Below are 25259 nucleotides of genomic sequence, written 5' to 3'. Positions count from 1 at the left end.
CTACCTCTTCTTCTTAGTCCGCTTGGGGCGGTGCACTCGTGATTTCTTCCCGCTTGCCGACGACCCCCTCGCCGCCCCGCGAGCCCCGCGATTCCCAGGGGCATCTGACGAAGCCCTCGCCCGGCGGGGACGCCTTGCGCCCAGCGCCTTGACGAACTTAGGCAACCCCGGAGCTGCGCGAAGCTCCTCGGCGTCAACCCCGGCCTGATCGAGCAACTGGCGTACATCGTCGACCTGGCGGTCACGCACGACCATTGCTACAGTGCCGGACTTGCCGGCACGTGCCGTGCGGCCAGACCTGTGGACGTAGGTTGCGGCGTCTAGCGGTGGGTCGGCATGAACCACGAGGTCGAGAGAGTCGATGTCAATGCCACGCGCGGCCACGTCGGTGGCGACAAGTACGTTGATGTCCCCCTTGGAGAATGCCTCGAGGACTGCGCGGCGAGTGGCCTGGCCGCGGTCACCGTGGAGGAAACCGAGGCTGATGTCGTAGTACTGCAGGAACTTTGCCAGCTGAACTACGCGCGCCTTCGAATTCGCGAAGATAACGCACTGATCCTGGCGCGATGCGATCCAGGCGACGACCTCGTCTGCGGCATCGTTGTCGTCGACCCGAAGCAGCAGATGGCGCATGTTCTTCACCGTCACGCGGGATGCGGTAATCCGATGGGTGGACACCTTGGCGCTGCTGGGGCGACGGTCGCGAATGAGGGCTGCGGCATCGTCGTTAAGCGTGGCGGAGAAGACGAAGCGCTGGGCGGAGTCGGGGCAGGCCCTGACCAGGCCGCGGACGTCGGGCAAAAAGCCCAGCTCAGCGAGCATGTCCGCCTCGTCGACAACAATGGCCTGGACGTCTTCGAGCGAAAGCATCTTGCGGCGGCGCAGGTCGTGGGCGCGTCCGGGGGTGACCACTGCGATGTCAACCGGGGCGGCGAGCAGCGTCTGCTGGGCGCGGAGAGTCTCCCCACCGACCAGGCTGAGAACGCGGAGACCAGCGGCGGCGCCCAAATCTGCAATCACATCGGCAATCTGGTCCGCCAGCTCGCGAGTCGGGGTAATAACGAGCGCACGGGGCCGACCGGGCTTCGATGCGCCGGACTCGGCGAGTTTGGCGACCAGGGGAATTCCGAACGCGAGGGTCTTACCAGACCCTGTCGGTGCCTGGCAGGAGACATCAGTGCCAGCGAAGGCATCTGGCAGCGAGGCGACCTGGACTGGGGTCGGGGTAACAATCGACTGGGACCGGAGAATCCTGACGATTGACTCCGGGGTTCCCAACTGGTCGAAAGTTCTCGACGAACCTGGGGCGGAACTGCGCGGAGAGCCGGATGCTGCTGGAAGAGGCATGGTAGTCAGAATACCGGTAGCCCCGCATTTCGATGCGAAGGGGGCTGTCGGCAATTCGCGCTCTACCAGGAGCGGTCGAGCTGCGCGAAGTAGTCACGCTCGTGCTCGGCGGCGCGGCGGAACACTGCGCGAGCCTTGAGCTGTTCGGCCCTGGAGACCTCAGAAAGGGCACGCTCCAACGCCACGACTGCCAGCTGGGCGCTATCGAGGAAAGCATCATCAGAGTAAGTATCGATCCACGCTTCCGCCGAAGAAACGACCTCTGGCCTATCTGGTGTTTTCAGCATTAACTCGGCGACAATCCATAATTCGGCGACCATAGTTGATGCTGCAACCGCGTAGCTGTTGAACGCAGAAGCGCTTAAATGGGCATCCAGAAGAGCACGTGAGGGGCCAGTCGGATCGATTTTTTCGATGTCCGCATGAGGTAGCCCAAGACTCTCATCGTTGAGGTCGAGGCAGCGAACAAGGCAGTCTTGAGCGATACTGGACCAAAGAATCTGGTCTTGAGGCTCGGTCGCCCTAATGCTCAACATCGACATTGCCGGGAAAATATTTCGCAGGTACCAAATCTCCTGGGTGAGAAGAAGTCTGGCCGAGTTGTTATCCAGATTGCCAGAGCCCAAGGCAGATAAAGAAGGAAACTCATCGATATCTTCAATGACGTCGGAGATTAGGTCCCACAATTTAGCGGTATGCGGTCCCGCAGGAGGAATCGACATCTCTTGGCCAAAGAAGGACTTCAGCTGCAGCTCTTCCACCGCAGGTGTCGAGTCCGAGGTCGAAACCGAAAGATTAGTCTCCGGAAGGTCGACGCGCTCCGCGAAATGACCGGTCAGCAGTGGAGGTCGCACCATCGCGGCCCTCTCCATCCGTCGAGCTCGGTGACCGTGATCAATCGGCCCACGGCCATGGCCTACGTTTAATTCGTCCGCGTATCGGATAGATTCGTTTAACCAACGGGTAGTCCAATTCAGGGCATCCGCAAGGCTGTTCCCGGCGCCGATACGGGTTGCCAGTGCAGATGACAGGGAGCATCCCGTTCCGTGGGTGTTTTTAGTGTCAATTCGAGGACAGGACGCAAATGCGCTAGTACCGTCCGGAAATGCAATGGCATTGCCGGCTTCGTCTCCCGACAGGTGCCCCGTTTTGGCAATAACTGTAATGTGGCGTTCCTCTGCCAAGGCGCTCGCCTGCGCCAGAAGCTCCTCGTAGTCGCAGGCAGGTGATTGACCTGCTAGCAAAGCTAACTCCGGAACATTCGGGGTGATGATATCGACCTGAGATATCAACTCCTGGAGAGCACTTAATGCATCATCGTCGAGTAGGCGATCCCCGGAGGTCGCAATGATGACTGGGTCCAGTACGACATTTTGAGGCTTATTTTCACGAACCCATTCGGTGATAACCTCAACGATTTCGCGAGAACCGAGCATGCCAATCTTGACCGCGTCAATCTCCACGTCATCGACGACGGCAGCAAGCTGTTCCTTCAGAAAGGCAGTATCGGGAGTATGTACAGAGCGAACGCCCTGCGTATTCTGTGCTACCAGGGCAGTGACTACACCCATTCCATAGCCCCCCGCCGCAGCGATGGACTTTAAATCTGCTTGCATCCCTGCACCACCCGAGGGGTCGGTGCCGGCAATAGATAGGATGCGAGGAACAAACTCGTGGGTATTCGCCATGAAAGAGTCCTTCCGAGGGGTAGACAAGCCTCTAGATGTGACACACCTAAAGGCTGAGAATTTCCTAATAATTTTAGTCCCCGTGTTGGTTTGTTTATTCAAAGTGAACAAAAGAAACTAGCCAGTATGTAGAAAATTCCTCATTTATGGGGTGGCAGAGAAAGCTTCTAGAGCTCTACTTCCGTGCGGTCGCCGGACCACAGCGTATGGAAGGAACCTTCTTTGTCCACGCGGCGGTAGGTGTGCGCTCCGAAGAAGTCGCGCTGCCCCTGAACCAGGGCGGCCGGCAGTCGCTCCGCGCGCAGGCCGTCGTAGTAGGCCAGGGAGGAGGAGAATACCGGTGCCGGGATGCCCAGCTGTGCTGCGGTGACGACGACATCGCGCCAAGCGTCAAGACACTCGGTAACCTGCTGCTGGAAGTACTCGTCCAGAACCAGGGCGGGCAGCTCCGGGTTGCGGTCGTACGCCTCCTTGATGCGGTTGAGGAAGCGAGCGCGGATGATGCAGCCGCCGCGCCAGATGGTCGCCAGCGCACCGCGGTCGATATCCCAGCCGTACTCCTTGGCGCCAGCGTTAATCTCGTCGAAGCCCTGGGAGTAAGCGATGATCTTCGATGCGTACAGCGCCTTGCGCACGCGCTCGACGAAAGCCTCGCGGTCCGCCGGCGGCTCCGCCAGGGTTCCCGACGGAAGGTTGCGAGCAGCTTCGCGCTGTGCCAGCGACGACGAAAGTGCACGGGCGAACACGGCCTCGCCAATTCCTGTGACGGGGATGCCCAGATCCAGGGCTGCCTTCGCAGTCCAGCGTCCGGTGCCCTTCTGACCGGCGGCGTCAACAATGACATCGACAAGCGGCTTGCCGGTCTCGGCGTCGACCTGGGAAAGGACCTCTGCGGTGATCTCGACCAAGTAGGAGTCCAGGTCGCCCTTGTTCCACTCGCGGAAGACGTCGGCGATTTCGGCCGGGGTCATTCCGGCGGCATCGCGAAGCAGCTGGTAGGCCTCGCCGATGACCTGCATGTCGGCGTACTCGATACCGTTGTGGACCATCTTGACGAAGTGGCCCGCGCCATCCGAGGAGATGTGGGTGCAGCAGGGAACGCCGTCGACATGAGCAGAAATGGATTCCAGCAGTGGGCCGAGAGACTCGTAGGACTCCTTGGTGCCGCCCGGCATGATGGACGGGCCGTTCAGCGCGCCCTCCTCGCCGCCGGAGATACCAGAGCCGACGAAGTGCAGGCCGCGGGCGCGAATGGCCTTCTCGCGGCGAATCGTGTCGGTGTAGAGGGAGTTACCGCCATCAATGATGATGTCGCCGGGCTCCATGGCGTCGGCAAGCTGCTCGATAACGGCGTCGGTGGCGGGACCAGCCTGAACCATAATCAGCGCGCGGCGCGGGCGCTCCAGGGAAGCGACGAACTCCTCAATGGTCTCCGACGGGATGAAGCTGCCGTCGGGGCCATGCTGCTCAATGAGCGCATGGGTCTTCTCCGGGCTGCGGTTAAATACCGCGACGGTGTGGCCTTTGCTGGCGAAGTTGCGGGCGATGTTCGAGCCCATAACCGCGAGGCCGACGACACCAATCTGTGCGAGTTCTTTGTTATTGGTCATGGGCACCATATTAGAGGTTGATTGCGTATTTGTTGTTCTTCGGCTGCAGAATACTTATGTAACTGGCTCATTTTTTTCTGAAGTATGCATACCCGCCGAATCCTGCTGGCAAAATGTGGGCATGAGCGAAACTGCGAGCGAGCGGAAAACAACTGCCAATGGCGGCGCGGAAGAATCCATCAACTCCAAGAAAGAGGGGCTTCGCGAATACTTGCGCCTGGTGCGTCAGGCGACCAACGGTCCCTTATCTCCGGATGAGGTCGCGTCGCTCAACACCGCCGTAGTGGATCATGGCCTAGGCGGTTACGACATCCTACTTGGCACTGTCTTTACAGAGGTGGGCCCTCAGTGTGTCGTGGCCCAACTCACCGTCGGTGAAACGCATTTGCAGCCCTGGGGGTTAGCTAATGGCGGCGTTTACTGCTCCCTCGGTGAGACGGTGGGCTCAGTGGCAGGCTACATCGCTGCTGGGGCAAAGCCTGCTGTGGTGGGCGTGAACAATAATACCGATTTCTACCGGTCTGCTCGCGCGGGCGACGTCATCGTGTCCACTGGAACGCCCGTGCATCTGGGGCGCAGCATGCAGGTGTGGCAGATACACCATGTTCGCCAGTCGGATGGCAAAACTTTGGCCCGGACCAACCTCCGTGTCGCTGTGCTGAGCGAATCCTAGAAGGTAAGTCCGGGCCGAAATCGTGTTGAGAGCGCGGATTACTTAATCTTGCGCTTCTCGCGACGGGTATCGCGGATCTCCATCGGGAGATCCGTCTCCGCGTCGCCCTCGGTCAGCTCAGAGAGACGATCGATGGCGTTGCGGGCGTACATCTGTTGGCGGGTGGAAACCATCTGCCAGCGGTCGCGGTTGAGTACGTTCAGGCCCCAGCTGACCACGGAGACCAGGCGGTTGCGGAAGCCGACCAGGAACATCAGGTGAACGGCCAGCCACAGTGCCCAACCGATGAAGCCGTGGACCTCGACCTTGCCCATCTTCACCACAGCGGAGAAGCGGGAGACGGTCGCCATCGAGCCCTTATCGAAGTACTCAAAGGGTGCGCGTGCGTTGATGTCGCGACCATCAGCCTCGGCAGCAATGTTCTCAGCGACGTACTCGCCGCCCTGGATTGCAACCTGTGCCACGCCCGGCAGGTTCTCGCGGTTAGACATATCGCCAACGGCGTAAACGTTTTTGTACTTACCGACGGTCATGTCCTCGTTGACGACGACGCGGCCGGCGCGGTCAGTCTCGGCGCCGGTCTGCTCGGCCAGCATCTTGCCCAGGGAAGAAGCGGAAACGCCGGCGGACCAGATCTTGCAGTACGACGGGATGAACTCCTCGGTGCCTTCCTTCATGTTCTTGAAGGTGACGCCCTCGTCGTTGACGTCGGTGACCATAGCGCCGAGTTTGACGACGACACCCATCTTCTCGAGGGACTTCTGAGCCTTACGGCCCAGTCGCTTACCGAACGGAGGAAGCACCTGCGGTGCGCCGTCGAGTAGCACGACGCGGGCAGCGTGCGGATTGTAGCTGCGGTAAGACGATGCGAGGGTGCGGTTGGCGAGCTCGGCCAGCTGGCCGGCCAGCTCAACACCGGTCGGGCCCGCGCCGACGACGACGAAGGTCAGCAGGCGCTCGCGTTCAGCCGGGTCGGTAGCGAGCTCAGCGCGCTCGAAGGCACCGATGATGCGGGCGCGAATCTCCAGGGCGTCGTCGATGTTCTTCATGCCCGGGGCAAACTCGGCGAAGTGATCGTTGCCGAAGTAGGACTGTCCCGCGCCGGCGGCGACGAGGAGGTGATCGTATTCCCACTTGCTGACGCTGTGGCCCAGCTCGGAGGTGACAACCTGCTTCTCAACATCAATGTCAGTGACATCGCCTTTAACAACGCGGATGTTCTGCACGCCGTCGAAGATGGTGCGGGTCGACGGTGCAATCTCGCCCTCGGACAGAATGCCCGTTGCTACCTGATAGAGAAGAGGCTGGAACAGGTGGTGGTTCGTGCGGTCGATGAGGGTGACGTCGACCTCGGCGCCCTTCAACTTCCTAGCCGCAAACAGGCCACCGAAGCCCGACCCGACAATCACCACGTGGGGGCGGCCGGAGTGCGGGCGGTACGGTGTCTCGGTCATGTGTTTTCTCCTCACAGACATAAAAACTTCAAATTGTCTTTGAATCGGTTCTAAGCCGGTACCCGAACATATTAGTGCCCACGGTGCGCCGCCGCCTATTTGGGCACTTCACGATGTAGTGTGCTGGCGGTGAGAACGCGACAAAACAGTTGATAGTCGCAATAAAAATGACGAGTACTCTGCGCATTACATAATGCGCGTTTTCTCGAGGAAGCGAGGGCAGGGTGAATTCAGCAGACCGGCTGGCAATTGATGCACAGCGTTGGCCGCGCATCGCCCGAATCCCCGAGGGAAAATTGCTCGGCCGCCGCGCCCAGCTGTCCGAGAAGTCCTTCGAGCGACTATGCGAGCGCTACGGCATCGCTCTCGGCGGGGAATCCGGCGTACGCATGCACATTGCCGACTCCACCTTCTACGCGCGCGTTGCAGAAGGTGACTGGCTGGGGCTTGGTGAGGCCTTCCTCGCCGGGGAGTGGAGCAGCGAAGAACTCCCGAATCTACTCTCGCTTCTACTGGATTCGGGTCTCGAAGTCGGCCCCGAGGGGTCCTTCGCCCGAGGTCTGCGCAGGCTTACCCGACCCCGTTCGCTTTCCGACGGCTCGGACGACGGCGGCGAATTACCTACCTCTCTTTTGCAGCTGTTTGCCGGCGACCTCATCTTCGGCGGTTCCGGCCTCTTTGCCTCTGGCGTGAGGACGACCTCCCGCGAGGAAATCCCAAACAACGGCAAGGGCGCGGGGCGTTCGGGAATACCGGCTAAGTGGGCGGTTGACGTCACTTACGTCGACGCGCCTCGCAACGTGGTGCGGGCCGACCTGCCGGCCGCGCAGTTGCGCTGTATTGACCATTTGCTTGATATGGCACGAGTTCGTGCAGGCGACCGGGTTGCCGAATGGCCGTCGGCAGGCGGAGAGATTGCGCTGAGGGCGGCTGAGCGCGGTGCGGGTGCTGACGTGATTACGGTGTCGGACGACCACACCGAGTCGGTGATGCAACGAGCCTCGGAAGCGGGGCTCAGTGGCGCAGTGCGTGTTGAACAGGTGGGTAGGAGCATCCCGTCGCCGCGTGAGTTCACCTCGGACTACGAGGCCGTTATCAACGTGGAGCGGCTCGAGACCTTCGGTGAGGCCGGAATGGTACGGTGGCTGCGCAGTGCAGAGCGGATTCTGGTCGAACGTGGCACCATCGTCGCGCAGTTGGCAATCGCTACAGAAAAATTCGACGAAGCTGCACACAGGAGCGTCGAGCTGATTCGTGCTTATGTGTGGCCGCAGCTGAACTTCGTGACAATGGAACAGTTCCGGCGCGTCGTCGACCGGGAAACTGGTTTGCGGGTAGCCGCGGAGGAGTACATTCCCGCACATTATGCGACCACCCTTCGTCTGCAGCGCAGCGTCTTCGCCGGCAACGCCAGGGTAGCGGCCGGAATTGGCTACGACCGCGTGTTTCGCAGGCTCTGGGACTACTCGTTGGCGCTGTTGGAGGCGCTCGTCGAGTCAGGACGGTTGACTATGGTGCAGGTGGAGTTGATCCACGCGCCCCGGCGAGGGCGCTAAAGAAAGTTCATTAGCAATTCAATACTATTTTTCTAAAAATGCTTCGGTGACGGTCGCTCAACTGTTACAAAACTAAAGTATGAGCGAGATCAATCGGGACGCCGCGCCCGCACACGAGTCCAACAGCGTCGTTATCGTCGGTGCCGGCCTGGCAGGTTTGGTCGCCGCATACGAGGCGACACAAGCTGGGAGAAAAGTCATCCTGGTTGACCAGGAAAACGCCAACAACCTGGGCGGGCAGGCGTTCTGGTCTCTCGGCGGCATCTTCCTGGTCGATTCGCCGGAGCAGCGTCGTCTCGGTGTCAAGGACAATCGCGAGCTGGCCGAGCAGGATTGGTTCAACTCCGCGCAGTACGACCGCGAAGAGGACTTCTGGGGCCGCAAGTGGGCCAAGGCGTATCTGGACTTCGCGGCAGGGGAGAAGCGTGACTACCTCCGGGGCCTGGGAGTGAAATTCCTGCCGGTCGTCGGATGGGCTGAGCGCGGCGAGGGGCGCGCCGACGGGCACGGCAACTCGGTTCCTCGATTCCACCTGACCTGGGGAACCGGGCCCGAGATTGTTCGGGTATTCGCGGAGCCGCTGGCGAAGGCCGCAAAGGCCGGGCTGGTTGAGTATCGGCATCGCCACCGCGTCGACGAGATCGTTGTGAAAGACGGCCGCGCCGTCGGCGTGCGAGGCAAGGTGCTCGTCGAGTGTGATGGGCTGCCGAGGGGAGAGGCGTCGTCACGCGAGGAGACTGGAGAGGGCTTTGAGATCCGCGGGGCGGCGGTATGCATCGCGACGGGAGGCGTCGGCGGCAACCTCGACGCGGTGCGCAAGTGCTGGCCGGTCGAGCGACTTGGAGAGATGCCCGAGGACATGGTCTGCGGCGTGCCCGCCCACGTCGATGGTCGCGGAATCGAAATCGCGGAGACCGCTGGCGCGAACCTGGTCAACCGTGATCGCATGTGGCATTACACCGAGGGCATGATGAACTGGAATCCCATCTGGCCGAATCACGGCATCCGTATCATCCCGGGCCCCTCGGCGCTGTGGTTCGACGCGGAGGGCAAACGCCTGCCCGCGCCGTACATCCCGGGTGCGGACACCGTCGGAACGATGAAGCACATCCTCGCCACCGGCCATACCTACTCGTGGTTCGTGCTGAATAAGAACATAGTGTCCAAGGAGTTCATTTTCTCCGGCTCTGAGCAGAACCCGGATATTACCGACAAGGACATCAAGAAGCTGGTGGGCAAGGTGACCTCCGGTGTCGCGGCGCCGATTCAGGCGTTCATGGACCACGGCGAGGACTGGGTCGTGGCCGATACCCTCGAGGAACTCGTCGAGGGCATGAACCGTGTCACGGGCGCGGCTGGCTCGGGCGAGACGCCTGACGCGCCGACCATCAATCTCGAGGATCTGCGCCGCCAGATTCACCTGCGCGACCTGCAGACTGCCAACCCCTACGCCAAGGACTACCAGGTCAACTACGTCAACGTGGCGCGAAACTTCCTCGGCGACAAAATCATTCGCTCGGTGGCGCCGAGCCCGATTCTCGACCCGAAGAATGGTCCCCTAATTGCTATCCGCCTGAGGATGCTGACCCGCAAGACCCTAGGTGGCATCGAGACCAACCTCGACGGCCAGGCCATGCGTGCCGACGGGAGCGTGTTCGAGGGACTCTACGCCGCAGGTGAAGCCTCCGGCTTTGGCGGCGGTGGTGTCCACGGAAACAATGCCCTGGAAGGGACCTTCCTCGGCGGTTGCATCTTCAGTGGCCGCCAGGCGGGCCGGGCGATGGCGCGCGAGAGCCGCTAAGCAGCGAGGCTAGGGGCGTGAAGGGGGGGGGGGCGAGAGCTGAGGCTTACTCGAGACCGATGGAGAACGCGCTTTCCAGATCGTGGCGGGAGTAGGTGCGAAACGCCAGCTGAGTCTGCGTGCGAATCACGCCGTCAACCTTGCTGATGAGGTTCGGGATGATCTCCGCCAGCTCGTCGTGATCCTGCACACGGACTACCACGACCAAGTCCCAATCGCCGGTCACCGAGTAGACCTCGGTGACGCCTTCGATGTTGACGATTTTCTCCGCGGCCTCCGGAATCAGCTTCGACTCGACATCGATGGAAACAATCGCGGTGGTCATGGTCATAATCAGACTGCCTTTCCGTTGGGGAAAATGCGCCGCCGAAGTTTCGAGCCGCGCATTTCTTTTTCGTCACAATTCTACTTCTCCTGCAGTCGCACCTGGAGGAGTGCTCGGAATCACTGTAAAACGGGACTATGGCACAAACAGCATTTCAGTCGAATCCAGTAAATGTCTCCGGCGAGCTGCCGGCAGTGGGGCAGAAGCTCCCGAACTTTGAGGTCACCGCTGGCGACCTCTCCACGAAGTCGAACAGCGACTTCGAAGGAAAGAAAATCGTATTTAACATCTTCCCGTCGGTGGACACGGGTGTCTGCGCCGCCTCCGTTCGCCACTTCAACGAGGATGCCGCGAGCCTCGACAACACCGTCGTGCTCAACGTCTCCCGCGATCTGCCTTTTGCCCTGGGCCGCTTTTGCGCCGCAGAGGGCATTGAGAACGTAGAGGCAGCCTCCGACTTCCGCCACGGCTTCGGCGAGGCCTTCGGCGTGGTTCAGGAGGACGGCCCGCTGGCAGGCCTGCTGGCCCGCGCTGTGGTCGTCGCCGACGAGCAGGGCAATGTTGTCTACACCCAGCTTGTCGACGAAATCACCACCGAGCCCGACTACGAGGCCGCGCTCGCAGCTGTGAAGTAATTTTCGCTTTACGCGGTTGCCTCTCGGACTTCGCCGACGAGTTCTTCGAGCACGTCTTCCAACGCGATGATGCCGAGCACGGCAACCGCGTTTTTCTTGTCTTCACTCGACTCCGCACTGGCCCCGGTGCCCGCGCCTGATCCCACGCCAGAGCCCTCGCCCATTCCCGTGACCAGGGCAAAGTGGGCCTGCTCGCGCTGCATGATGCGAACTACCTTTTGCAGTTTTTCATCGGCCCGGACGATGGCCGGTTCGCGCACGAGCTCGGCTGGGATTGGTCGGTCGCGGGCGTCGTCGGCAAGCGAGAGAAGATCCTTGACGTGGATGTAGCCCTGCAGGCCGTCGGGAAGTGGGCCGGACAGGACGGGGAAGCGGGAGAACTGGGTGGAGGCGCACAGAGCCTCGACCTCGGCCACGGTCGCGGAGGGGGCGACAGTGACAAGCGACTCCGGCCGCATAACCACGTCGGCGGCGGTGAGGTGCTCGAAGCCGAGGGCTTTGTGGAGCAGGGCGAGTTCGTCGTTGTCGAGTAGGCCCTGGCGGCCGGACTCGGCGACGAAGTCCTGGACCTGGCTAGAGGTGAAGGAGGAATCGACCTCGTCCTTTGGCGTGGCGCCGAATACCTTGCGCACCACGAAATTCGCGGTGGTGTTCATCGCCCAGATCACCGGGCGCAGCAAAAGCACTGTGAAGTGCAGGGGGATAGCCACGAACTTCGCGGTGGGAGTGGGTGAGGAGATTGCGATGTTCTTCGGCACCATCTCCCCGACAACCATATGAAGGAAGGTTACGATGAGCAGGGCGAACGCTAGCGCAACGACGTGGGCCGCGCCCTCTGGGAGCCCTAGCTCGACGACGTAGGGTTCGAAGAGGTGGGCAATGGCGGGTTCGCCGACCGCGCCGATTAGGAGGGAACAGGCGGTGATGCCCAATTGCGTAGCGGCCAGAGAGATGGATACGTTTTCGATGCCGCGCAGTGCGTACTTGGCACCGACCGAGCCGTCGACGGCCTCGGGTTCGACCTGGTCGCGGCGTGCCGAGACCATCGCGAACTCCGCTGCGACAAAGTAGGCGTTCAGGGCAAGCAGGACAAGGAGGGCGATGAGTGATGTTGGAGTGGACATAGCGGTTAGACCTCCTGCCTGTCGACGTGAACGCGGATCCGGCCGACACGGTGTCGGGCCATACGCTCGACTCGGAAGACGACTCGAGCCACGGTGGGCAGGTCCTGGTCGTCCTTGTTTTCGTGATCGGTCGCTTCGACTGTGACCGTATCTCCAAAGCGCGGCATTCGGTCGAGCTGTTCGGTGATGAAGCCGCCGATGGTGTCGGATTCTTCGCCCTCCGGCAGGATCAGGTCTAGGATGTCACCCAGTTCGTCAGGGCGCATCAGGCCGGAGATAATAACGGTATCCGAGCCTAGTCGCGAGAAGAGCTTGGAACGGTCATCCTGCTCGTCGTCAATCTCGCCGATGATTTCCTCGACCAGGTCTTCGAGTGTGACAATGCCGTCGGTTCCGCCGTATTCGTCGACGACCACGGCGAATTGGTGCACGTTTTCGCGCAGGCGCCGCATAAGCGGATCGAGCGTGGTCGAGTCATTGACCACGAGTACCTCCTTGGCGAGGCTCGCTGCTGGTGTTGAGGCGCGCTTGTCGAACTCCACAGAGAGCAAATCCGTGTAGTGGATGACGCCGCGGATGTCGTCGACGCCGTCACCCATCACGGGAAAACGCGCATGCCCGGACTCCGCGACGATCGCCAACATATCGGAAACAGACTGGTCAGAGACGAAAATCACCTGTGGTCGGGGAGTCATGACATCCGCCGCGGTTCGGTTGCCGAACTCAATCGAGCGGGCCACCAGCTCGGCCGTGTGTGGATCGATAGTGCCCTCATCGCCAGATCGCGTGACAACGGCGCGGAGTTCCTCGGCCGTACGCGCGCTGGCGACTTCCTCCTCGGTCTCGAAGCCCAACTTCTTCAGAATCCAGTTTGCTGAACCGTTAAGAAGCCACACGAGCCAGCCGAAACCGATCATAAACAGGTTCTGCGGGCGTACGACCAGGTTAGCGACGCGCTGTGGCTGGGCGATCGCCCAGTTCTTGGGCACCAATTCGCCGAATACCATCTGGGTAAAGGTCGCGATGATGAATGCGCCTGTTGTGCCGGCCGCGGTGAGGAGTGCAGGGGATGCGCCCGTCGCGCCGAATGCGGCACCGAGGAGGACACCGAGTGATGGCCCCGTGAGAAAACCCGCAACCAGGCTGGTGACGGTGATACCCAGCTGCGCCCCAGAGAGGTTCGTGGATGTGCGCGATAGTGCGCGGTCAACCAGCTGTGCCGAGCGCGAGCCGGATTCGGCGGCCCGCTGGACGTCATTGCGGTTAACAGTCAGATAGGAAAACTCGACTGCAACGAAGATGGCGTTAGCCAGTACAAGGAGAAGAAATACGATGAGGACGATGAGGGCCGAAACTAGCACCCGGCATCACCGACGACGCTGGCATTGCTGACTTCGCTGGAATTGGGGAAAACCAAACTTCGGTATTCCTCGGAGGGCTGATGATCGTCTGAGTGTTCAGGCATGTCCACGATGTTATAGGTCAAACATTCAATCGTCGATTCCGAAGCAGGTTTTCTATATGACTTCTCAGGCTTTGGGGTAATGGAGATGGTTCCCGGGCTAACAACCTCGAGCGCGACGGAACCCGACGGGAAGCGAAGCCCTACGGCCAGAATGTCATAATGTATATTATCGGCCAAATATCAATAGTGGCCGTGTGGCCTGCATGGATTAATGATTAATTAGCCGAGTCGGTTTGCAGAGCTGCGCGCAACTATACTGTGCGTGCCTGGCGTCTTCGGTCTGGTTTGCAAGCGCCTGTTGTTTTTTTAATGCTTCGGCTCGTCGTGATTCGCCGATGTTGTCTCCTCGGCATTGCGCACTGCGATCTCTTCGCGCAAGCGCTTGTTTTGCCATAGTGTCATGCCGATTAGAAATACTCCGACGGCGACGAGCCACCACACGCCCTTGTATGCGACGAATGTGATGAACGCGATAAGTAAGACCATGCGCAACTTTCGCGCAAGGAGCATTGCCTCGTAAGTGTTCATAAACGTCCCCAATCTGCACTCTTGGCGGCTTGGTTTGAAGGTTCTGTTGAATCACACCATTATGTCACAGTGACGAAAATGTGTAGTTAAAACCACTGGCCGGGGCGTGAATCGAATGGACGAAAAATTACTGCTGCTTTCGTGCGACGATTCGCAGGTTTAACTCGCCCTCGTCGGCAATCTTCGCGGCAACGAACTCTGGGGAAAGCACGTTGTAGTCCTCGCGGTTAATCTTCAGATTGCCCGACAGCAAGACTAGGTCATCCGTGCGCGCTGCCTGCATTGGCACGGTGACGTCGTTGCTTACGCCGCGGATGGTCAGCCGTCCGGGAATCTCGATTGGAACTCGCTTGCCTGAGTCTGGGATGCTCGAAATGTCCAGAGGCTTGGTTAGTTCGAATTTGGCCTCGGGATACTGGTCGACGTTGAGGATCTTGTTGCGCACGTTGACATCGCGTACCTCAATATCACTATTGAGTGTTGCCATGTCAACTACAATCGTTGCCTCTTCGAGGTTTTTGCCCTTGACAGTCATATCACCCGTGACATTGTGGGTCGATGCGGAAGTTGTGCGGCGGCTGCCCGGAAGAACCTCGTTGAAGGTGAACCCCACCGAAGTATTCTTCGAGTCATCCCCGCCGATAATTTTCCAATCGCCCTCCGCCGAGGTTGACGCCGGCTTTAGCTGCTCCGCATCGAAATCACCGGTGCGAACACCTTCGTGTGTAAAAACCCGGTACAAAACCGGGCCGACGATGACGATAGCGAGTGCAACGACTGCAACAGCGATTAGCGTTATGACGGATTTCCGGGCGCCAGAATTCATACGGACTATCTTAACCCTTTTAAAATCCTATGGAAGCAGGCGCTCGACTTCGCTAGTTTTCACTATTAGTTCCGCTGCAATCTGACCGAGAACGTCGGCGCCCATGTCGTCGGCAAGCGCTTGGTTGAGGTCTTCGGCGAGGCAGCGGACTTCGAAGAGCCCATCCCCGATCCGCTGCTCGACACTCCCCTTGCCTGTGCATGCGGCCTTGCCCGGAGATGAATCGAGGCGAGCGGCGATGGGAATTGACGCGCCTTTGGCCACGCCGGCGCGCTTTTCGTATGACCTCTGACGGCAGGCCTGGCTGCAAAACTTGCGGCGCCGCCCGCGGGCGGAGACCTCCATTTCGCGGCCGCACCACTGGCAATGGGCAATCGTCTTATCCGTCACAAGTGACGATTATGGCACGAGTAGATGAATAGTCGTTATAATGAGTGGTCTAGCTTTTTAAGTCAAAGGGCTATCTATACCGAAGGGGGCACGTTCCACATGGCAGATCGAGTTCTTCGTGGCAGCCGCATGGGTGCCGTTTCTTACGAGACGGATCGCGATCACGACCTCGCACCACGAATGATGGTGAAGTACCAGACTGAAAGCGGTGAGGTCTTCGAGGTTCCGTTCGCGGACGACGCGGAGCTTCCCGGCGAGTGGCTGTGCAAAAACGGCCAGGTTGGCAAGCTCATCGAGGGCGAAGGTACCGAGGCGAAGCCGGTCAAGCCGCCGCGTACCCACTGGGATATGCTGCGCGAGCGCCGTTCGATCGATGAGCTCGATGTTCTCCTCGAAGAGCGCGTTGAGCTGCTACGCAAGCGCCGTCGTAACGCAGCCCGTCTGCTAAAGGCCCAGAAGGAAGCAGAAGAGGCCGAGGCAGCTCAGAACGCCTAACTCGCGTTTGAGTCTCCGGCTCGGTCCGAGTTTCGAGTCCTGGGTACACTGGGGAGCCATGACAGACGCTTCCGAGAAATCTGTAACCCCGGTGGAAACTCAGGCAGGGCAAGTCGGAGACTCTGGGCAGAAAAAGCGCCAATGGGTACAGCACCCGCTTATGCGGTTGCTGTACTTTTTTGTACTTTTTGCGCTGTTCACGCTGATATTGCGCTTACCGCTGCCAACAATGGAACCGGGCCCAGACGGACAGCCGACGCAGACGGAAAACAGCATTGGCATGATTCCGGTTCTCATCGCTGTAGTACTCGCCTACTACCTCACAGTTCGAATTGCGGAGAAGCGGCCCGTCACCGAGCTGACCCGTGGGGCTGTCGTCGGCGCGGTAGTTGGCCTAGTTGTGGGTGCCGTCCTGTTTAGCGTCATCGTCGGCTTCATCTGGATTCTCGGCGGAATCTCCTTCGATGGAACGGGATACCCTGAAGACTGGCCAAACGTTTTGGTCCAGATTGCTGTCTTTGCGGGAATTTTCGAAGAGATCGTCACCCGCGGCGTGCTCTTCCGGCTCGCGGAGGAGCTGATTGGCTCCTGGGGCGCGGTAATCCTCAGCGGCGCGCTATTCGGCCTCGCCCACGCCGGTAACACCAACGCGACGTTGCTGAGTGTGGTCTCTATCGCGGCCTCCGCGGGGTTGCTCTTCCCCATCGTCTATATGCTCACGCGCAACCTGTGGATCTGCATCGGCATCCACGTCGCATGGAATGCCGTGCAGGGAATCGTCTACGGAATCCCAGTGTCCGGAAACGAAAGTTCCGGCCTGCTCGTCACGCATGCGACGGGGCCGGAACTCATCTCTGGCGGTGCCTTCGGCGTCGAGGCCAGCATTATCGTGCCGATTGTGCTTATCATCGTTTCTGTCATCCTGGGACGACAAGCCCGGAAAACCGGCAACGTAGTGGCGCCGTATTGGCGCCGCGGGGCTACTTTCGGAACCGCTGCTCGACTTCGTGCTTAGCCAGTCGGCCGAACTCCGTGGCGATATCCTTGACCTGGTTAGCGCGGTGCTTCGCACCCCACTTCGTAACCTGCAGCAGTGACTGCTTGACGAAGCTGCTGTCCATCTTGGACTCGCCATGCTCGCGCTCTGTGAAGGTAATCGGAACCTCCTCGACCGCGAAACCGGCCTGGACCGCCTCCCAAGCAAGCTCGGTCTGGAAAAGGTAAGCAGCCTTGCCGATATTCTCCAGATCGAGGGTTTCCAGCACTTCACGTCGGTAAGCGCGGTAGCCAGCGGTGATGTCGGAGATACCCGCGCCGAGCGCCAGCGAGATGTAGATATTGCCGCCGCGCGAAAGAATCTGGCGGGTCATCGGCCAGTTGACGGTCTTTCCACCCGGAACGTAGCGAGAGCCAATCACCAGGTCGGCGCCGGCCTCCAGCTTTTCCAGGAGTAGGTGGAACTGCTCAGGCGCGTGGGAGCCGTCGGCATCCATCTCGCAGAGTACCTGATAGTTGCGTTCGAGACCCCATGCGAAGCCCGCGCGGTAGGCGCCCCACAGGCCGCCCTTGCCTTCGCGGTGCATGACAAAGATGTGCTCTTCCCCACCGTTATCTGCGGTGTCGGCCGCCGCGATTTCATCGGCGAGCTCGCCCGTGCCGTCCGGCGAGGAATCGTCTACCACCAAGATGTGAACCTTCGGCTCGGCGGCGCGCAGTCGCGCGATGACGCCGGGGAGGTTCTCCCGCTCGTTGAAGGTCGGGATGACAACCAGCGTGGACTCGTTCAGGGCAGTCACTCGTGATTCTCCTTAGTGGATGACTTCCGATTGCTTCCGGATTCGGCAAACTCGGGGTTGATGGCGCAAAAATGCACCAACTAAACAAACAATACCGAACGCGACTATCGCAACCTCAATCCATAGGCCGAACCGTGCCGCGATGGTCTTGTGCTCGTACTGCGGCAGCGTCGCAGTGAGCACCTTTCGTTCGAAGATTTCGCTCTGCTTTACGACGTCTCCGTGCGCGTCGATAATCGCGCTGACACCACTCGTTGCAGCGACCAACGTCGAGCGCTGGAACTCCATGGCGCGCATGCGGCTCATGGCGAGCTGTTGGTAGGTCATATCCGTGAACCCAAAGGTGGCATTGTTAGTGGGAGTGGCCAGCATCGTTGCCCCGTGGTCGACCGCGTTTCGGTAGGCGCCGTCGAAGACGACCTCGTAGCAGGTCGCGAGCCCCAGCTTCACCGTCTTTAGCGGCGACGCACCCGAGGTTAGGGCGCCCGTGGTCTGGGCATCGGCGGAGCTAGAGGTGCCACCGGTGGCTTTCGGAGATGTCGTCACTACAGCGTTACCGTCGCCTGGAGTCATGTTTCCGGCACGGTCCACCATCGCGGAGACGTGGCGGAGCAGGTCTCGAAACGGCATGGTTTCGCCGAAAGGCTGGAGGTAGATCTTTTCGTGTCGGTCGGTCGGGCCTTGCTTCGGGTCCCAGATGACCATTGTGTTCTGCGTGCCATTGTCGTAGGTGAAAGTGCCGACGACGATGGGTGCGCCGATATTGACCGCGGCCTCGTCAATAATGCGGGCGGCCTGCGAATCGGTAAACGGGCTCACATCGGAGGAATTCTCGGGCCAGACCACGACGTCGGGCTGTTCGGCCTTGCCATCTCGGACCTGCTCTGCAAGTTCGGCGGTTGCGTCGGCGTGGTTTTGCAGGACAGCGCGGCGCTGAGCGTTAAACCCCAGGCCCAAACGTGGGACATTGCCCTGGATTACAGCGACGCGGGTCTGCGCGTCGGCAGACGCCTCCGGAACCGGCTGCAGCAAAGGCAGAGCCGACCCCGCCACAAGCGCGCAGGCCATAAGGCTAATACCTGCGAGAAGCTTCTTTCCGGCCAACGCGACCAGGCCGACTGCTACAAGCGCGGTCAGGAAGGACACTGCGGCAGTGCCGCCCAACGCCACGGCCGGCGCCAAAGGCCCGTCGACCTGCCCCCACGCCACGCGCAGCCATGGGAAGCCGCCGAAGGGCCAGCGCTGCAGGAGCGCCTCCCCCGCCACCAGCAGCGCGGCCATGCCGGGTAGGCGAAGCCCCATCGGCAAGTTGGAGTGACCCACGCGCCAGATTGCCCAGGATGCGGGCATGGACAACAGACCGAGGACGACGCTGAGCGCGACGTACGGGAAATAACCTACGAAGGATCCAATCCACGGTAGCGAGAACAGCGCGGTGGAAGTGCCCCAGGCGAAGCCGACCAGCAGGCTCATCCGCCACGTGGGCGTGCGCAGCAGTGCGAAGAAAAACAGCGCGAGCCCGGCCCAAGCGGCGAACCACCAGCCGGTCGGCTCATAGCTGAGGAATTGGAGAGCACCGGCGACCGCGGCCAGCGCGGGAAGAAGAATTCGTGGCATCTCTACTGAGAGTTCTCCCCGGGACGTCCGTCAGTGCCCTCGGGGCCTTGGTCACGGTGATTGTCGTGATTGTCATCCCAGGCGTTATCGGGGGCCGGCGGGACTACTCGGTCGCGCGGGAAATCAGCGGAGTTGAAGTCGGAGAAATTCGGAAAACCCGGGAACCCACCAGCAGTTCCGGCGGCACCTGTGGCACCAGCGGCTGAGCCGTTCGCGCCGTACTGAGACACGATAGTCATGCTGCGGCTGCCCTGCTTATGGAACCAGCCCAGCACTGACGCGGAACCAGTCTTACGAATAGCCCAGCGAACCGGAGGGAGCACCATGAGGAATCCCGCGAAGGTGGTCACCACACCCGGCAGGGCCAGCAAAATCGATCCGACTAGAAGGATTGCCGAGTCCACGAAAAAGGTACCGGCACCGGCAGCCGACCGCTTCAGAGCCTCCTGCGGATCAGACTGGCCATACTCCGTCAGCGTGACGGAGGTACGGCGCAGCCACTTCTGATAAATACGCTTGAACTCGACGGCGGCGAAAATCACACCGAGGACAAACAGTGCGGCCACCACAAGAACGGCCCAGCCGAAGCCAATCCATCGCCCGAGGGCGATGAAGGCTGCAATCTCGACCGCGAGATAGATAATCGGGAGAACACGACTCATGTTCACCAGACTACAAGGCGCGGCGGACTCGGTCGTTCGCCCTTAGCGATTAACGGTCCGCGCGCTCCTCCAGGTCACCTTCGGTCTCCAGGTAGGTCTGGCGCAGCAGGTCCAGGCGCTCCTGATCAGGGTTCTCCCACAGGCCGCGGTCAGCAGCCTCCATCAGACGCTCCGAGATATCGTGCAGCGCCCACGGATTGGACTTGTCGAAGAACTCACGGTTGTCCGGGTTCGCAACGTATTCGTCGGTAAGCGTCTCGTACATCCAGTCGTCCATAACGCCCGCGGTGGCGTCGTAGCCGAAGAGATAGTCGACGGTCGCCGCCATCTCGAACGCACCCTTGTAGCCGTGATTACGCATCGCTTGCATCCAGCGCGGATTGACCACGCGGGCGCGGAACACGCGGCGAGTCTCCTCGTGCAGGGTGCGGGTGCGCACCGCGTCGGGGCGTGTGGAATCACCGACGTAGGCTTCCGGATCGGAGCCCGTCAGCGCGCGCACGGTGGCGATCATGCCGCCGTGGAACTGGAAGTAATCATCGGAATCGGCAATGTCGTGCTCGCGAGTGTCGGCGTTTTTCGCGGCAACCTGGATTCGTCGGTAGGCGGTCTTCATGTCCTCGGCGGCCTCTACCCCGTCGACTCCGCGACCGTAGGCATAGCCACCCCAGGTGGTGTAGACCTTGGCTAGGTCGGCGTCGTCGCGCCAGGAGCCGGAATCAATCAGCTGCAGCAGCCCAGCGCCGTAGGTGCCGGGCTTGGAACCGAAGATGCGGCGCGGGCGCTCCTGCGCATCTGCTGACGCGTGCGCGCGCACGTAGTTGTCCTCATCTGACTCCTCCAGCTTTGCGACGAGGCCGAAGGCGTCGTCGAGAAGATCGATGACGTGAGGGAACGCGTCGCGGAAGAAGCCGGAGATTCGCACGGTGACGTCGATGCGAGGGCGGCCGAGCTCCTCCAGTGAGATTGGCTCGAGCCCCACAATGCGGCGGGAGGCCTCGTCCCACACCGGGCGCACCCCGATCAGGGCGAGGACTTCGGCGATGTCATCGCCGGAGGTGCGCATAGCGGAGGTGCCCCAGACGGACAGACCAACCGACTTCGGGTAGTCGCCGTGGTCGGCGCGATAGCGCTCGATAAGGCCGTCGGCGAGGTTCACGCCGGTTTCCCACGCCAGGCGCGACGGGATGGCCTTCGGGTCAACCGAGTAGAAGTTGCGGGCCGTGGGAAGGACGTTGACCAGGCCGCGTAGAGGCGAGCCGGAGGGACCCGCCGGGACGAACTGGCCACCCAGCGCTTGTAGAATGCGCGGGATTTCTTCGCTGGTTCCGGCCAGGCGCGGCAAGATTTCATCACGGGTAAACTGCAGCAGTTCAACTACCTGGTCCAGGCCACCCGGGGCGGAGAGCTCGGAGAATTCTTCGCGGTCGAGGACCTCGGCGGTAATGGCGGCGACGGGCTCGTCGGCGCGCGTAATCAGCTCGGTGACCAGTGCAGTGGCGACGGCGTCGATGAGATCGACGCTGTGGCGTTCGTCTGTGCCGTCCTCGGTCAGGCCGAGCGCCTCTCGAAGACCTGGCAGAGTCTGCTTGCCGCCCCAGAGATGGCGGGCGCGCAGCATCGTGGTGACGGTGCCTATCAGGGACTCCCCTTCCGGCTCCTGGCCCAGGATATGCAGGCCGCCGCGGATGGCGACGTCCTTAATCTCGCAGAGCCAGCCGTCGACGTGCATCAGCATGTCGTCGAAGACTTCCTCGTCGGGGCGCTGCTCCCAGCCGAGATCGCGGTCCATCTTGGCGGCGGTCAGCAGCGTCCAGATCTCCTGGCGGATGGCCGGCAGCTTCGCCGGGTCCATCGCGGAGATGTTCTGGTGCTCATCCAGCAACTGCTCCAGGCGCGTGATGTCGCCGTAGGATTCGGCGCGGGCCATCGGCGGGATGAGGTGGTCGACCAGGGTCGCGTGCGCGCGGCGCTTGGCCTGCGTGCCCTCGCCCGGGTCGTTGACCAGGAACGGGTAAATCAGCGGCAGGTCGCCAATCGCGGCGTCCGGACCACAGGAGGCCGACAGGCCTACGGTCTTGCCGGGCAGCCACTCCATGTTGCCATGCTTGCCCATGTGCACCACGGCGTCAGCGCCGAAGCCGCCGTGCTCACGCGGCAGGGACAGGTAGCGATAGCAGGCCAAGTAATGGTGCGTCGGGGGCAGGTCCGGGTCGTGGTAGATACCGACCGGGTTGTCGCCGAAGCCGCGCGGCGGCTGCACCATAACCACGACGTTGCCAAACGTCAGGCCCGCAATATAGATCTCCTGCGTAGAAGGATTGACGTAGAGCGTGCCCGGGGCCGCACCCCACTTGTCCTCCATGTCCTCGCGGAGCTCGCCGGGCAAGGTGGCGAAGAACTCCTGGTACGTGGCAGCCGGAAGGCGCAGGTCGGCAGCCTCCATGACCTCTTCGGTCAGCCAATCCGGATCCTGGCCACCGGCGTCGATGATCGCGTGCATCAACTTATCCGGCTCGTCCGTACCATTCTCGCCGCTGGCGTAGCCCGGAATCGCCGTGGTGTCGCCGAGGTCGTAGCCGGCGTCGGCAAGCGCATGGAGGACCTTCAGAGTCGAGGCCGGGGTGTCCAGGCCGACGGCGTTACCGATGCGCGCGTGTTTGGTCGGGTAAGCCGATAGCATCAGGGCCACGCGCTTGTCGGCGTTAGCGATGTGGCGAAGCGCGGCGTGGCGGGTGGCGATCCCCGCAAGGCGGTCGCAGCGCTCGAGGTCCGGGACATAGGAAATCAGCTCGTCGGAGTCAATCTCCTTGAAGGAAAACGCCACCGAGATGATGCGGCCGTCGAACTCGGGAACCGCAACCTGCGTGGCGACATCCAGCGGCGAGAGGCCCTCGTCGTTGGCCTCCCACGCGTCACGCGAGGAGGTCAAGGCCAGACCCTGGATAATCGGGATGTTGAGGTCGGCGAGCGCCGCGACATCCCAGCCGTCATCATCCTGGCCAGCCTGCGCGAGTGCGGGACGGTTACCGCCCGCAGCTAGCACCGTCGTAATCAGTGCGTCGCAGGTGCGGAACTCGTCGAGCAGCTCCTCGCTCGCCGTGCGCAGGGAGGCCGCAAAGATTGGCTTGGCGACGTACCCACGTGCCTCCACCGCATCGGCCAGGGCCTCAATGTAGCGGGTATTGCCTGCCAAATGCTGGGCGCGGTAATAAACGATGCCGACAGTGCCGCGGGCAGCGGTATCGAGCTTGGATGTGCGCTCCAGGTGACCCCACGCTGGCATGCGCTCGGGCTCCTCGAAGCCGAGGCCGGTAAGAAGTAGCGTGTCGGAGAGGAAGTTATGTAGGGTGCCGAGGTTCTTGGCCCCACCTTCTGCCAAATAGATATGGGTCTGTGTGGCGACACCAGCTGGGACTGTAGAGTACTCGGTCAGCTCGGCATCCGGTGCCTGCTCGCCTGAGACCAGCACGGTCGGAATTCCCGAGCCTACGAAGTAATCAACGCCGCTCTCCCACGCGCGGCGACCTCCCAAGAGTCGAATGACCACAACATCGGCGTCTTCGGCGAGACGCGGGAGGTCGTCGTCAAGCAGTCGGGCGGGATTAGCCCAGCGATAGGCGACATCGGCGGAGGCCTGACTGGCGGCGCGGGCGGAAAGCAGGTCGGTGTCCGAGGTGGACAGGAGCAAGATCACGGTGTGTTCAGTCACTTCCTGGGGAACATCGCGTCCCCAATAGACGGCGGGTAAACCGAAACACCAACAGCGAGGTCTGACTTTTACAGTGGCGCGACCGTGAGGGCTTTCACCTGCTTCTCGCATGCCATTCGTGTGCTATCCGCGAAACGAATTCGGCTGGTGTTCAGATTGCTAAACACATACTTTAGTCGCCCAGGCCCGGGACTGTACCGCTCGGCTGCTCTGGGAAATGCTCCCAGATAAAATCGGTGGCTTTTTCCAGATTGTTTAGCATGCCGAGCACATGGTTTGCTCCGCTCTTCTTAATGATTGAGGGAGTCTCATCCTCGAGGTAGGTCAATTCGGTGAAACCAAGGTTTGTCCAGGCATCGCGCAACTGTCGTACTTGCTCGATTGGAATGGTGTCGTCGTTAGCGCCCGAGTACAGGAAAACAGGAGCAGACGGAACGAAATTGCCGACGCGCTGTCTTTCGAGCTCCTTCTTGATTGGCTCGAAACGGTCAATGATAGTTGCCAGCTTTACCTTGTCAGCGGTGTACTGGTCCGTAGTCTCGAGACCGTGGTGGAGAGTCAGCCCCACCACGCAATATTGCCCCACTGTGTCGAGAAGGTTACGGCCGTCCTCGCTCATTTCTTCCTCGATGACGCGCTTTAGTTCCAGGTCTTTATCCAGGACTGAGTTGACGGCCAGAGCAATCGCCGCAGTCAGCTTGGTTCCATTGATGGTATCTAAAACGTCCGTGAGATTAGACGGCGGTCCTCCTGCGGAGGTCGCACGGATATCGAGTTCCGGAGCGTAACTTCCAGCGCGCTCTGCTGCGGCAGCTGCGGCTGATCCTCCCTGGGAATAGCCGTAAATACCCACCGGTGCATCGTGGGCGACACCGAGCTGACGTGCTGCAACGGTCGCATCAAGAAGGGACTGCGCGGATGAGATGTTGTCCACGTATTCCTGATTGCCCTGAGCGTTACGGTGGTGATCGATCATGACAACGGCGGCACCGCGTTTGAGGTGCGCCACCAGTGGGATCGCCTCATAAGGGGCGACGATATCCAGGGGCCCAATGCGAACCTTGGGGCCAGTTTGCATGGACACCGACGGGTCGCAGCTAGGGTCAGAGCCCTGGGTGCCTGGAGCGATGGCCACAACAGGCCTTGGCCCCTCTCCCTGCCATGGAGTTTTTGGGACCACGACAATCGCGGAATCCACGCTAGCGTTGCCCATCGAATCCGTGGAGTTGTAATGGTAGCGGTGCGCGTCGGCGTTCCACAGCTTGTGATCCACCATCAGCTGCGCTTCCTCGCTGTCGACCAGCGATCCCGCCCCCGATGCGCGCGCAGGCGACAGTGGGAGAGAATTTAGCGGGGAGGCAGCCGCAATGCGGGCTTGTTCAGTGGTTAATTGTTTGCCCTCTCCTGAGTTGTACTCAGGCGCCTTTCCCCCAATCAGCGATGGAAGATTGGCGTTAGGCACGTGCCCAAAACCGGGAATCTCTTTAACCCTGGGGGCGTTATCCGTCGTAATACTTTGTGGCGACAGACCAGGCCATTCCGAATCTCCCAGTGG

21 protein-coding genes are annotated in these 25259 nt (G+C 61.0%); 6 read left to right on the top strand and 15 right to left on the bottom strand.

The window, feature by feature from the left end:
* From CLAC_RS06580 to gndA, 3 genes are all read right to left on the bottom strand, one after another.
* Positions 1-1347, bottom strand: a complete 1347-nt coding sequence (locus CLAC_RS06580) for a DEAD/DEAH box helicase (RefSeq protein ID WP_053412224.1) — start codon at positions 1345-1347, stop codon at positions 1-3.
* 62 nt (positions 1348-1409) lie between these two features.
* Positions 1410-3035, bottom strand: coding sequence for a bifunctional hydroxymethylpyrimidine kinase/phosphomethylpyrimidine kinase (locus CLAC_RS06575; protein ID WP_053412223.1), 1626 nt, complete (start codon positions 3033-3035; stop codon positions 1410-1412).
* Between the two features lie 167 nt (positions 3036-3202).
* Positions 3203-4654: an NADP-dependent phosphogluconate dehydrogenase gene (gene gndA, locus CLAC_RS06570; RefSeq protein ID WP_053412222.1), complete on the bottom strand. Its 1452-nt coding sequence runs from the start codon at positions 4652-4654 to the stop codon at positions 3203-3205.
* Positions 4655-4766: 112 nt separating this feature from the next.
* Here gndA and CLAC_RS06565 point away from each other — a divergent pair, with 112 nt between their 5' ends.
* Complete coding sequence (locus CLAC_RS06565; protein ID WP_053412221.1) at positions 4767-5318, top strand: PaaI family thioesterase; 552 nt, start codon at positions 4767-4769, stop codon at positions 5316-5318.
* A gap of 38 nt (positions 5319-5356) precedes the next feature.
* On the opposite strand, the gene CLAC_RS06560 is transcribed toward CLAC_RS06565, so the two are convergent.
* Positions 5357-6772 carry an NAD(P)/FAD-dependent oxidoreductase gene (locus tag CLAC_RS06560; protein WP_053412220.1) on the bottom strand — a complete coding sequence of 472 codons (1416 nt, stop codon included), beginning with the start codon at positions 6770-6772 and terminating at the stop codon, positions 5357-5359.
* A gap of 224 nt (positions 6773-6996) precedes the next feature.
* Between CLAC_RS06560 and CLAC_RS06555 the strand changes: the two genes are divergently transcribed.
* Positions 6997-8328, top strand: coding sequence for a class I SAM-dependent methyltransferase (locus CLAC_RS06555; RefSeq protein ID WP_053412219.1), 1332 nt, complete (start codon positions 6997-6999; stop codon positions 8326-8328).
* 79 nt (positions 8329-8407) lie between these two features.
* Positions 8408-10129 carry an FAD-binding dehydrogenase gene (locus CLAC_RS06550; protein ID WP_053412218.1) on the top strand — a complete coding sequence of 574 codons (1722 nt, stop codon included), beginning with the start codon at positions 8408-8410 and terminating at the stop codon, positions 10127-10129.
* 46 nt (positions 10130-10175) lie between these two features.
* On the opposite strand, the gene CLAC_RS06545 is transcribed toward CLAC_RS06550, so the two are convergent.
* A complete protein-coding gene (locus CLAC_RS06545) occupies positions 10176-10460 on the bottom strand; it encodes an Lrp/AsnC family transcriptional regulator (protein WP_082313184.1) in 285 nt (94 codons plus the stop codon).
* A gap of 131 nt (positions 10461-10591) precedes the next feature.
* On the opposite strand from CLAC_RS06545, the gene tpx reads away from it, so the two are divergent.
* A complete protein-coding gene (tpx, locus tag CLAC_RS06540) occupies positions 10592-11089 on the top strand; it encodes a thiol peroxidase (protein ID WP_053412217.1) in 498 nt (165 codons plus the stop codon).
* A gap of 8 nt (positions 11090-11097) precedes the next feature.
* Here tpx and CLAC_RS06535 read toward each other — a convergent pair whose 3' ends face one another.
* The 5 genes from CLAC_RS06535 to CLAC_RS06515 form a co-directional block, all read right to left on the bottom strand.
* Positions 11098-12213: a hemolysin family protein gene (locus tag CLAC_RS06535; protein WP_053412216.1), complete on the bottom strand. Its 1116-nt coding sequence runs from the start codon at positions 12211-12213 to the stop codon at positions 11098-11100.
* Positions 12214-12218: 5 nt separating this feature from the next.
* The gene (locus tag CLAC_RS06530) at positions 12219-13574 is read right to left on the bottom strand and encodes a hemolysin family protein (RefSeq protein ID WP_053412215.1); all 1356 of its coding nucleotides are present in this window, start codon (positions 13572-13574) and stop codon (positions 12219-12221) included.
* Between the two features lie 410 nt (positions 13575-13984).
* Entirely contained in the window at positions 13985-14206 is a 222-nt protein-coding gene (locus CLAC_RS06525; protein WP_053412214.1) for a hypothetical protein, read from the bottom strand.
* Positions 14207-14333: 127 nt separating this feature from the next.
* The gene (locus CLAC_RS06520; RefSeq protein WP_053412213.1) at positions 14334-15032 is read right to left on the bottom strand and encodes a YceI family protein; all 699 of its coding nucleotides are present in this window, start codon (positions 15030-15032) and stop codon (positions 14334-14336) included.
* Between the two features lie 27 nt (positions 15033-15059).
* Positions 15060-15422 carry a hypothetical protein gene (locus CLAC_RS06515; RefSeq protein WP_082313182.1) on the bottom strand — a complete coding sequence of 121 codons (363 nt, stop codon included), beginning with the start codon at positions 15420-15422 and terminating at the stop codon, positions 15060-15062.
* Positions 15423-15521: 99 nt separating this feature from the next.
* Here CLAC_RS06515 and CLAC_RS06510 point away from each other — a divergent pair, with 99 nt between their 5' ends.
* Entirely contained in the window at positions 15522-15917 is a 396-nt protein-coding gene (locus tag CLAC_RS06510) for an RNA polymerase-binding protein RbpA (protein WP_053412211.1), read from the top strand.
* Positions 15918-15975: 58 nt separating this feature from the next.
* On the top strand, positions 15976-16932 hold the full coding sequence (locus CLAC_RS06505; protein ID WP_053412210.1) for a CPBP family intramembrane glutamic endopeptidase: 957 nt from the start codon (positions 15976-15978) through the stop codon (positions 16930-16932).
* Here the strand turns inward: CLAC_RS06505 and CLAC_RS06500 are convergent.
* From CLAC_RS06500 to CLAC_RS06480, 5 genes are all read right to left on the bottom strand, one after another.
* The gene (locus tag CLAC_RS06500) at positions 16898-17713 is read right to left on the bottom strand and encodes a polyprenol monophosphomannose synthase (protein WP_053412209.1); all 816 of its coding nucleotides are present in this window, start codon (positions 17711-17713) and stop codon (positions 16898-16900) included. The genes CLAC_RS06505 and CLAC_RS06500 overlap by 35 nt on opposite strands.
* A gap of 12 nt (positions 17714-17725) precedes the next feature.
* On the bottom strand, positions 17726-19330 hold the full coding sequence (gene lnt, locus CLAC_RS06495; RefSeq protein ID WP_053412208.1) for an apolipoprotein N-acyltransferase: 1605 nt from the start codon (positions 19328-19330) through the stop codon (positions 17726-17728).
* A 2-nt stretch (positions 19331-19332) separates the two neighbouring features.
* Positions 19333-19992 carry an FxsA family protein gene (locus tag CLAC_RS06490; protein WP_053412207.1) on the bottom strand — a complete coding sequence of 220 codons (660 nt, stop codon included), beginning with the start codon at positions 19990-19992 and terminating at the stop codon, positions 19333-19335.
* Positions 19993-20041: 49 nt separating this feature from the next.
* Positions 20042-23689 (bottom strand): cobaltochelatase subunit CobN, encoded by a 3648-nt coding sequence (gene cobN / locus CLAC_RS06485; RefSeq protein ID WP_053413320.1) that lies wholly within the window; start codon positions 23687-23689, stop codon positions 20042-20044.
* 187 nt (positions 23690-23876) lie between these two features.
* Positions 23877-25166, bottom strand: a complete 1290-nt coding sequence (locus CLAC_RS06480; RefSeq protein ID WP_245621820.1) for a lipase family protein — start codon at positions 25164-25166, stop codon at positions 23877-23879.
* Between the last annotated feature and the right edge of the window lie 93 nt (positions 25167-25259).

Origin of the sequence: Corynebacterium lactis RW2-5 (genome assembly GCF_001274895.1) — a bacterium.
Lineage (GTDB): Bacteria > Actinomycetota > Actinomycetes > Mycobacteriales > Mycobacteriaceae > Corynebacterium > Corynebacterium lactis.
This window is presented reverse-complemented; position numbering and strand designations above follow the sequence as displayed.

What these genes read in the sequence shown, in the direction of transcription:
- gndA (WP_053412222.1), bottom strand. Translation starts at nt 4,654, where the DNA reads ATGGTGCCCATGACCAATAACAAAGAACTCGCACAGATTGGTGTCGTC.
- CLAC_RS06565 (WP_053412221.1), top strand. Translation starts at nt 4,767, where the DNA reads ATGAGCGAAACTGCGAGCGAGCGGAAAACAACTGCCAATGGCGGCGCG.
- CLAC_RS06490 (WP_053412207.1), bottom strand. Translation starts at nt 19,992, where the DNA reads ATGAGTCGTGTTCTCCCGATTATCTATCTCGCGGTCGAGATTGCAGCC.
- CLAC_RS06545 (WP_082313184.1), bottom strand. Translation starts at nt 10,460, where the DNA reads ATGACCATGACCACCGCGATTGTTTCCATCGATGTCGAGTCGAAGCTG.
- CLAC_RS06525 (WP_053412214.1), bottom strand. Translation starts at nt 14,206, where the DNA reads ATGAACACTTACGAGGCAATGCTCCTTGCGCGAAAGTTGCGCATGGTC.
- CLAC_RS06550 (WP_053412218.1), top strand. Translation starts at nt 8,408, where the DNA reads ATGAGCGAGATCAATCGGGACGCCGCGCCCGCACACGAGTCCAACAGC.
- CLAC_RS06560 (WP_053412220.1), bottom strand. Translation starts at nt 6,772, where the DNA reads ATGACCGAGACACCGTACCGCCCGCACTCCGGCCGCCCCCACGTGGTG.
- CLAC_RS06575 (WP_053412223.1), bottom strand. Translation starts at nt 3,035, where the DNA reads ATGGCGAATACCCACGAGTTTGTTCCTCGCATCCTATCTATTGCCGGC.
- CLAC_RS06510 (WP_053412211.1), top strand. Translation starts at nt 15,522, where the DNA reads ATGGCAGATCGAGTTCTTCGTGGCAGCCGCATGGGTGCCGTTTCTTAC.
- lnt (WP_053412208.1), bottom strand. Translation starts at nt 19,330, where the DNA reads ATGCCACGAATTCTTCTTCCCGCGCTGGCCGCGGTCGCCGGTGCTCTC.
- CLAC_RS06505 (WP_053412210.1), top strand. Translation starts at nt 15,976, where the DNA reads ATGACAGACGCTTCCGAGAAATCTGTAACCCCGGTGGAAACTCAGGCA.
- CLAC_RS06535 (WP_053412216.1), bottom strand. Translation starts at nt 12,213, where the DNA reads ATGTCCACTCCAACATCACTCATCGCCCTCCTTGTCCTGCTTGCCCTG.
- CLAC_RS06520 (WP_053412213.1), bottom strand. Translation starts at nt 15,032, where the DNA reads ATGAATTCTGGCGCCCGGAAATCCGTCATAACGCTAATCGCTGTTGCA.
- CLAC_RS06580 (WP_053412224.1), bottom strand. Translation starts at nt 1,347, where the DNA reads ATGCCTCTTCCAGCAGCATCCGGCTCTCCGCGCAGTTCCGCCCCAGGT.
- tpx (WP_053412217.1), top strand. Translation starts at nt 10,592, where the DNA reads ATGGCACAAACAGCATTTCAGTCGAATCCAGTAAATGTCTCCGGCGAG.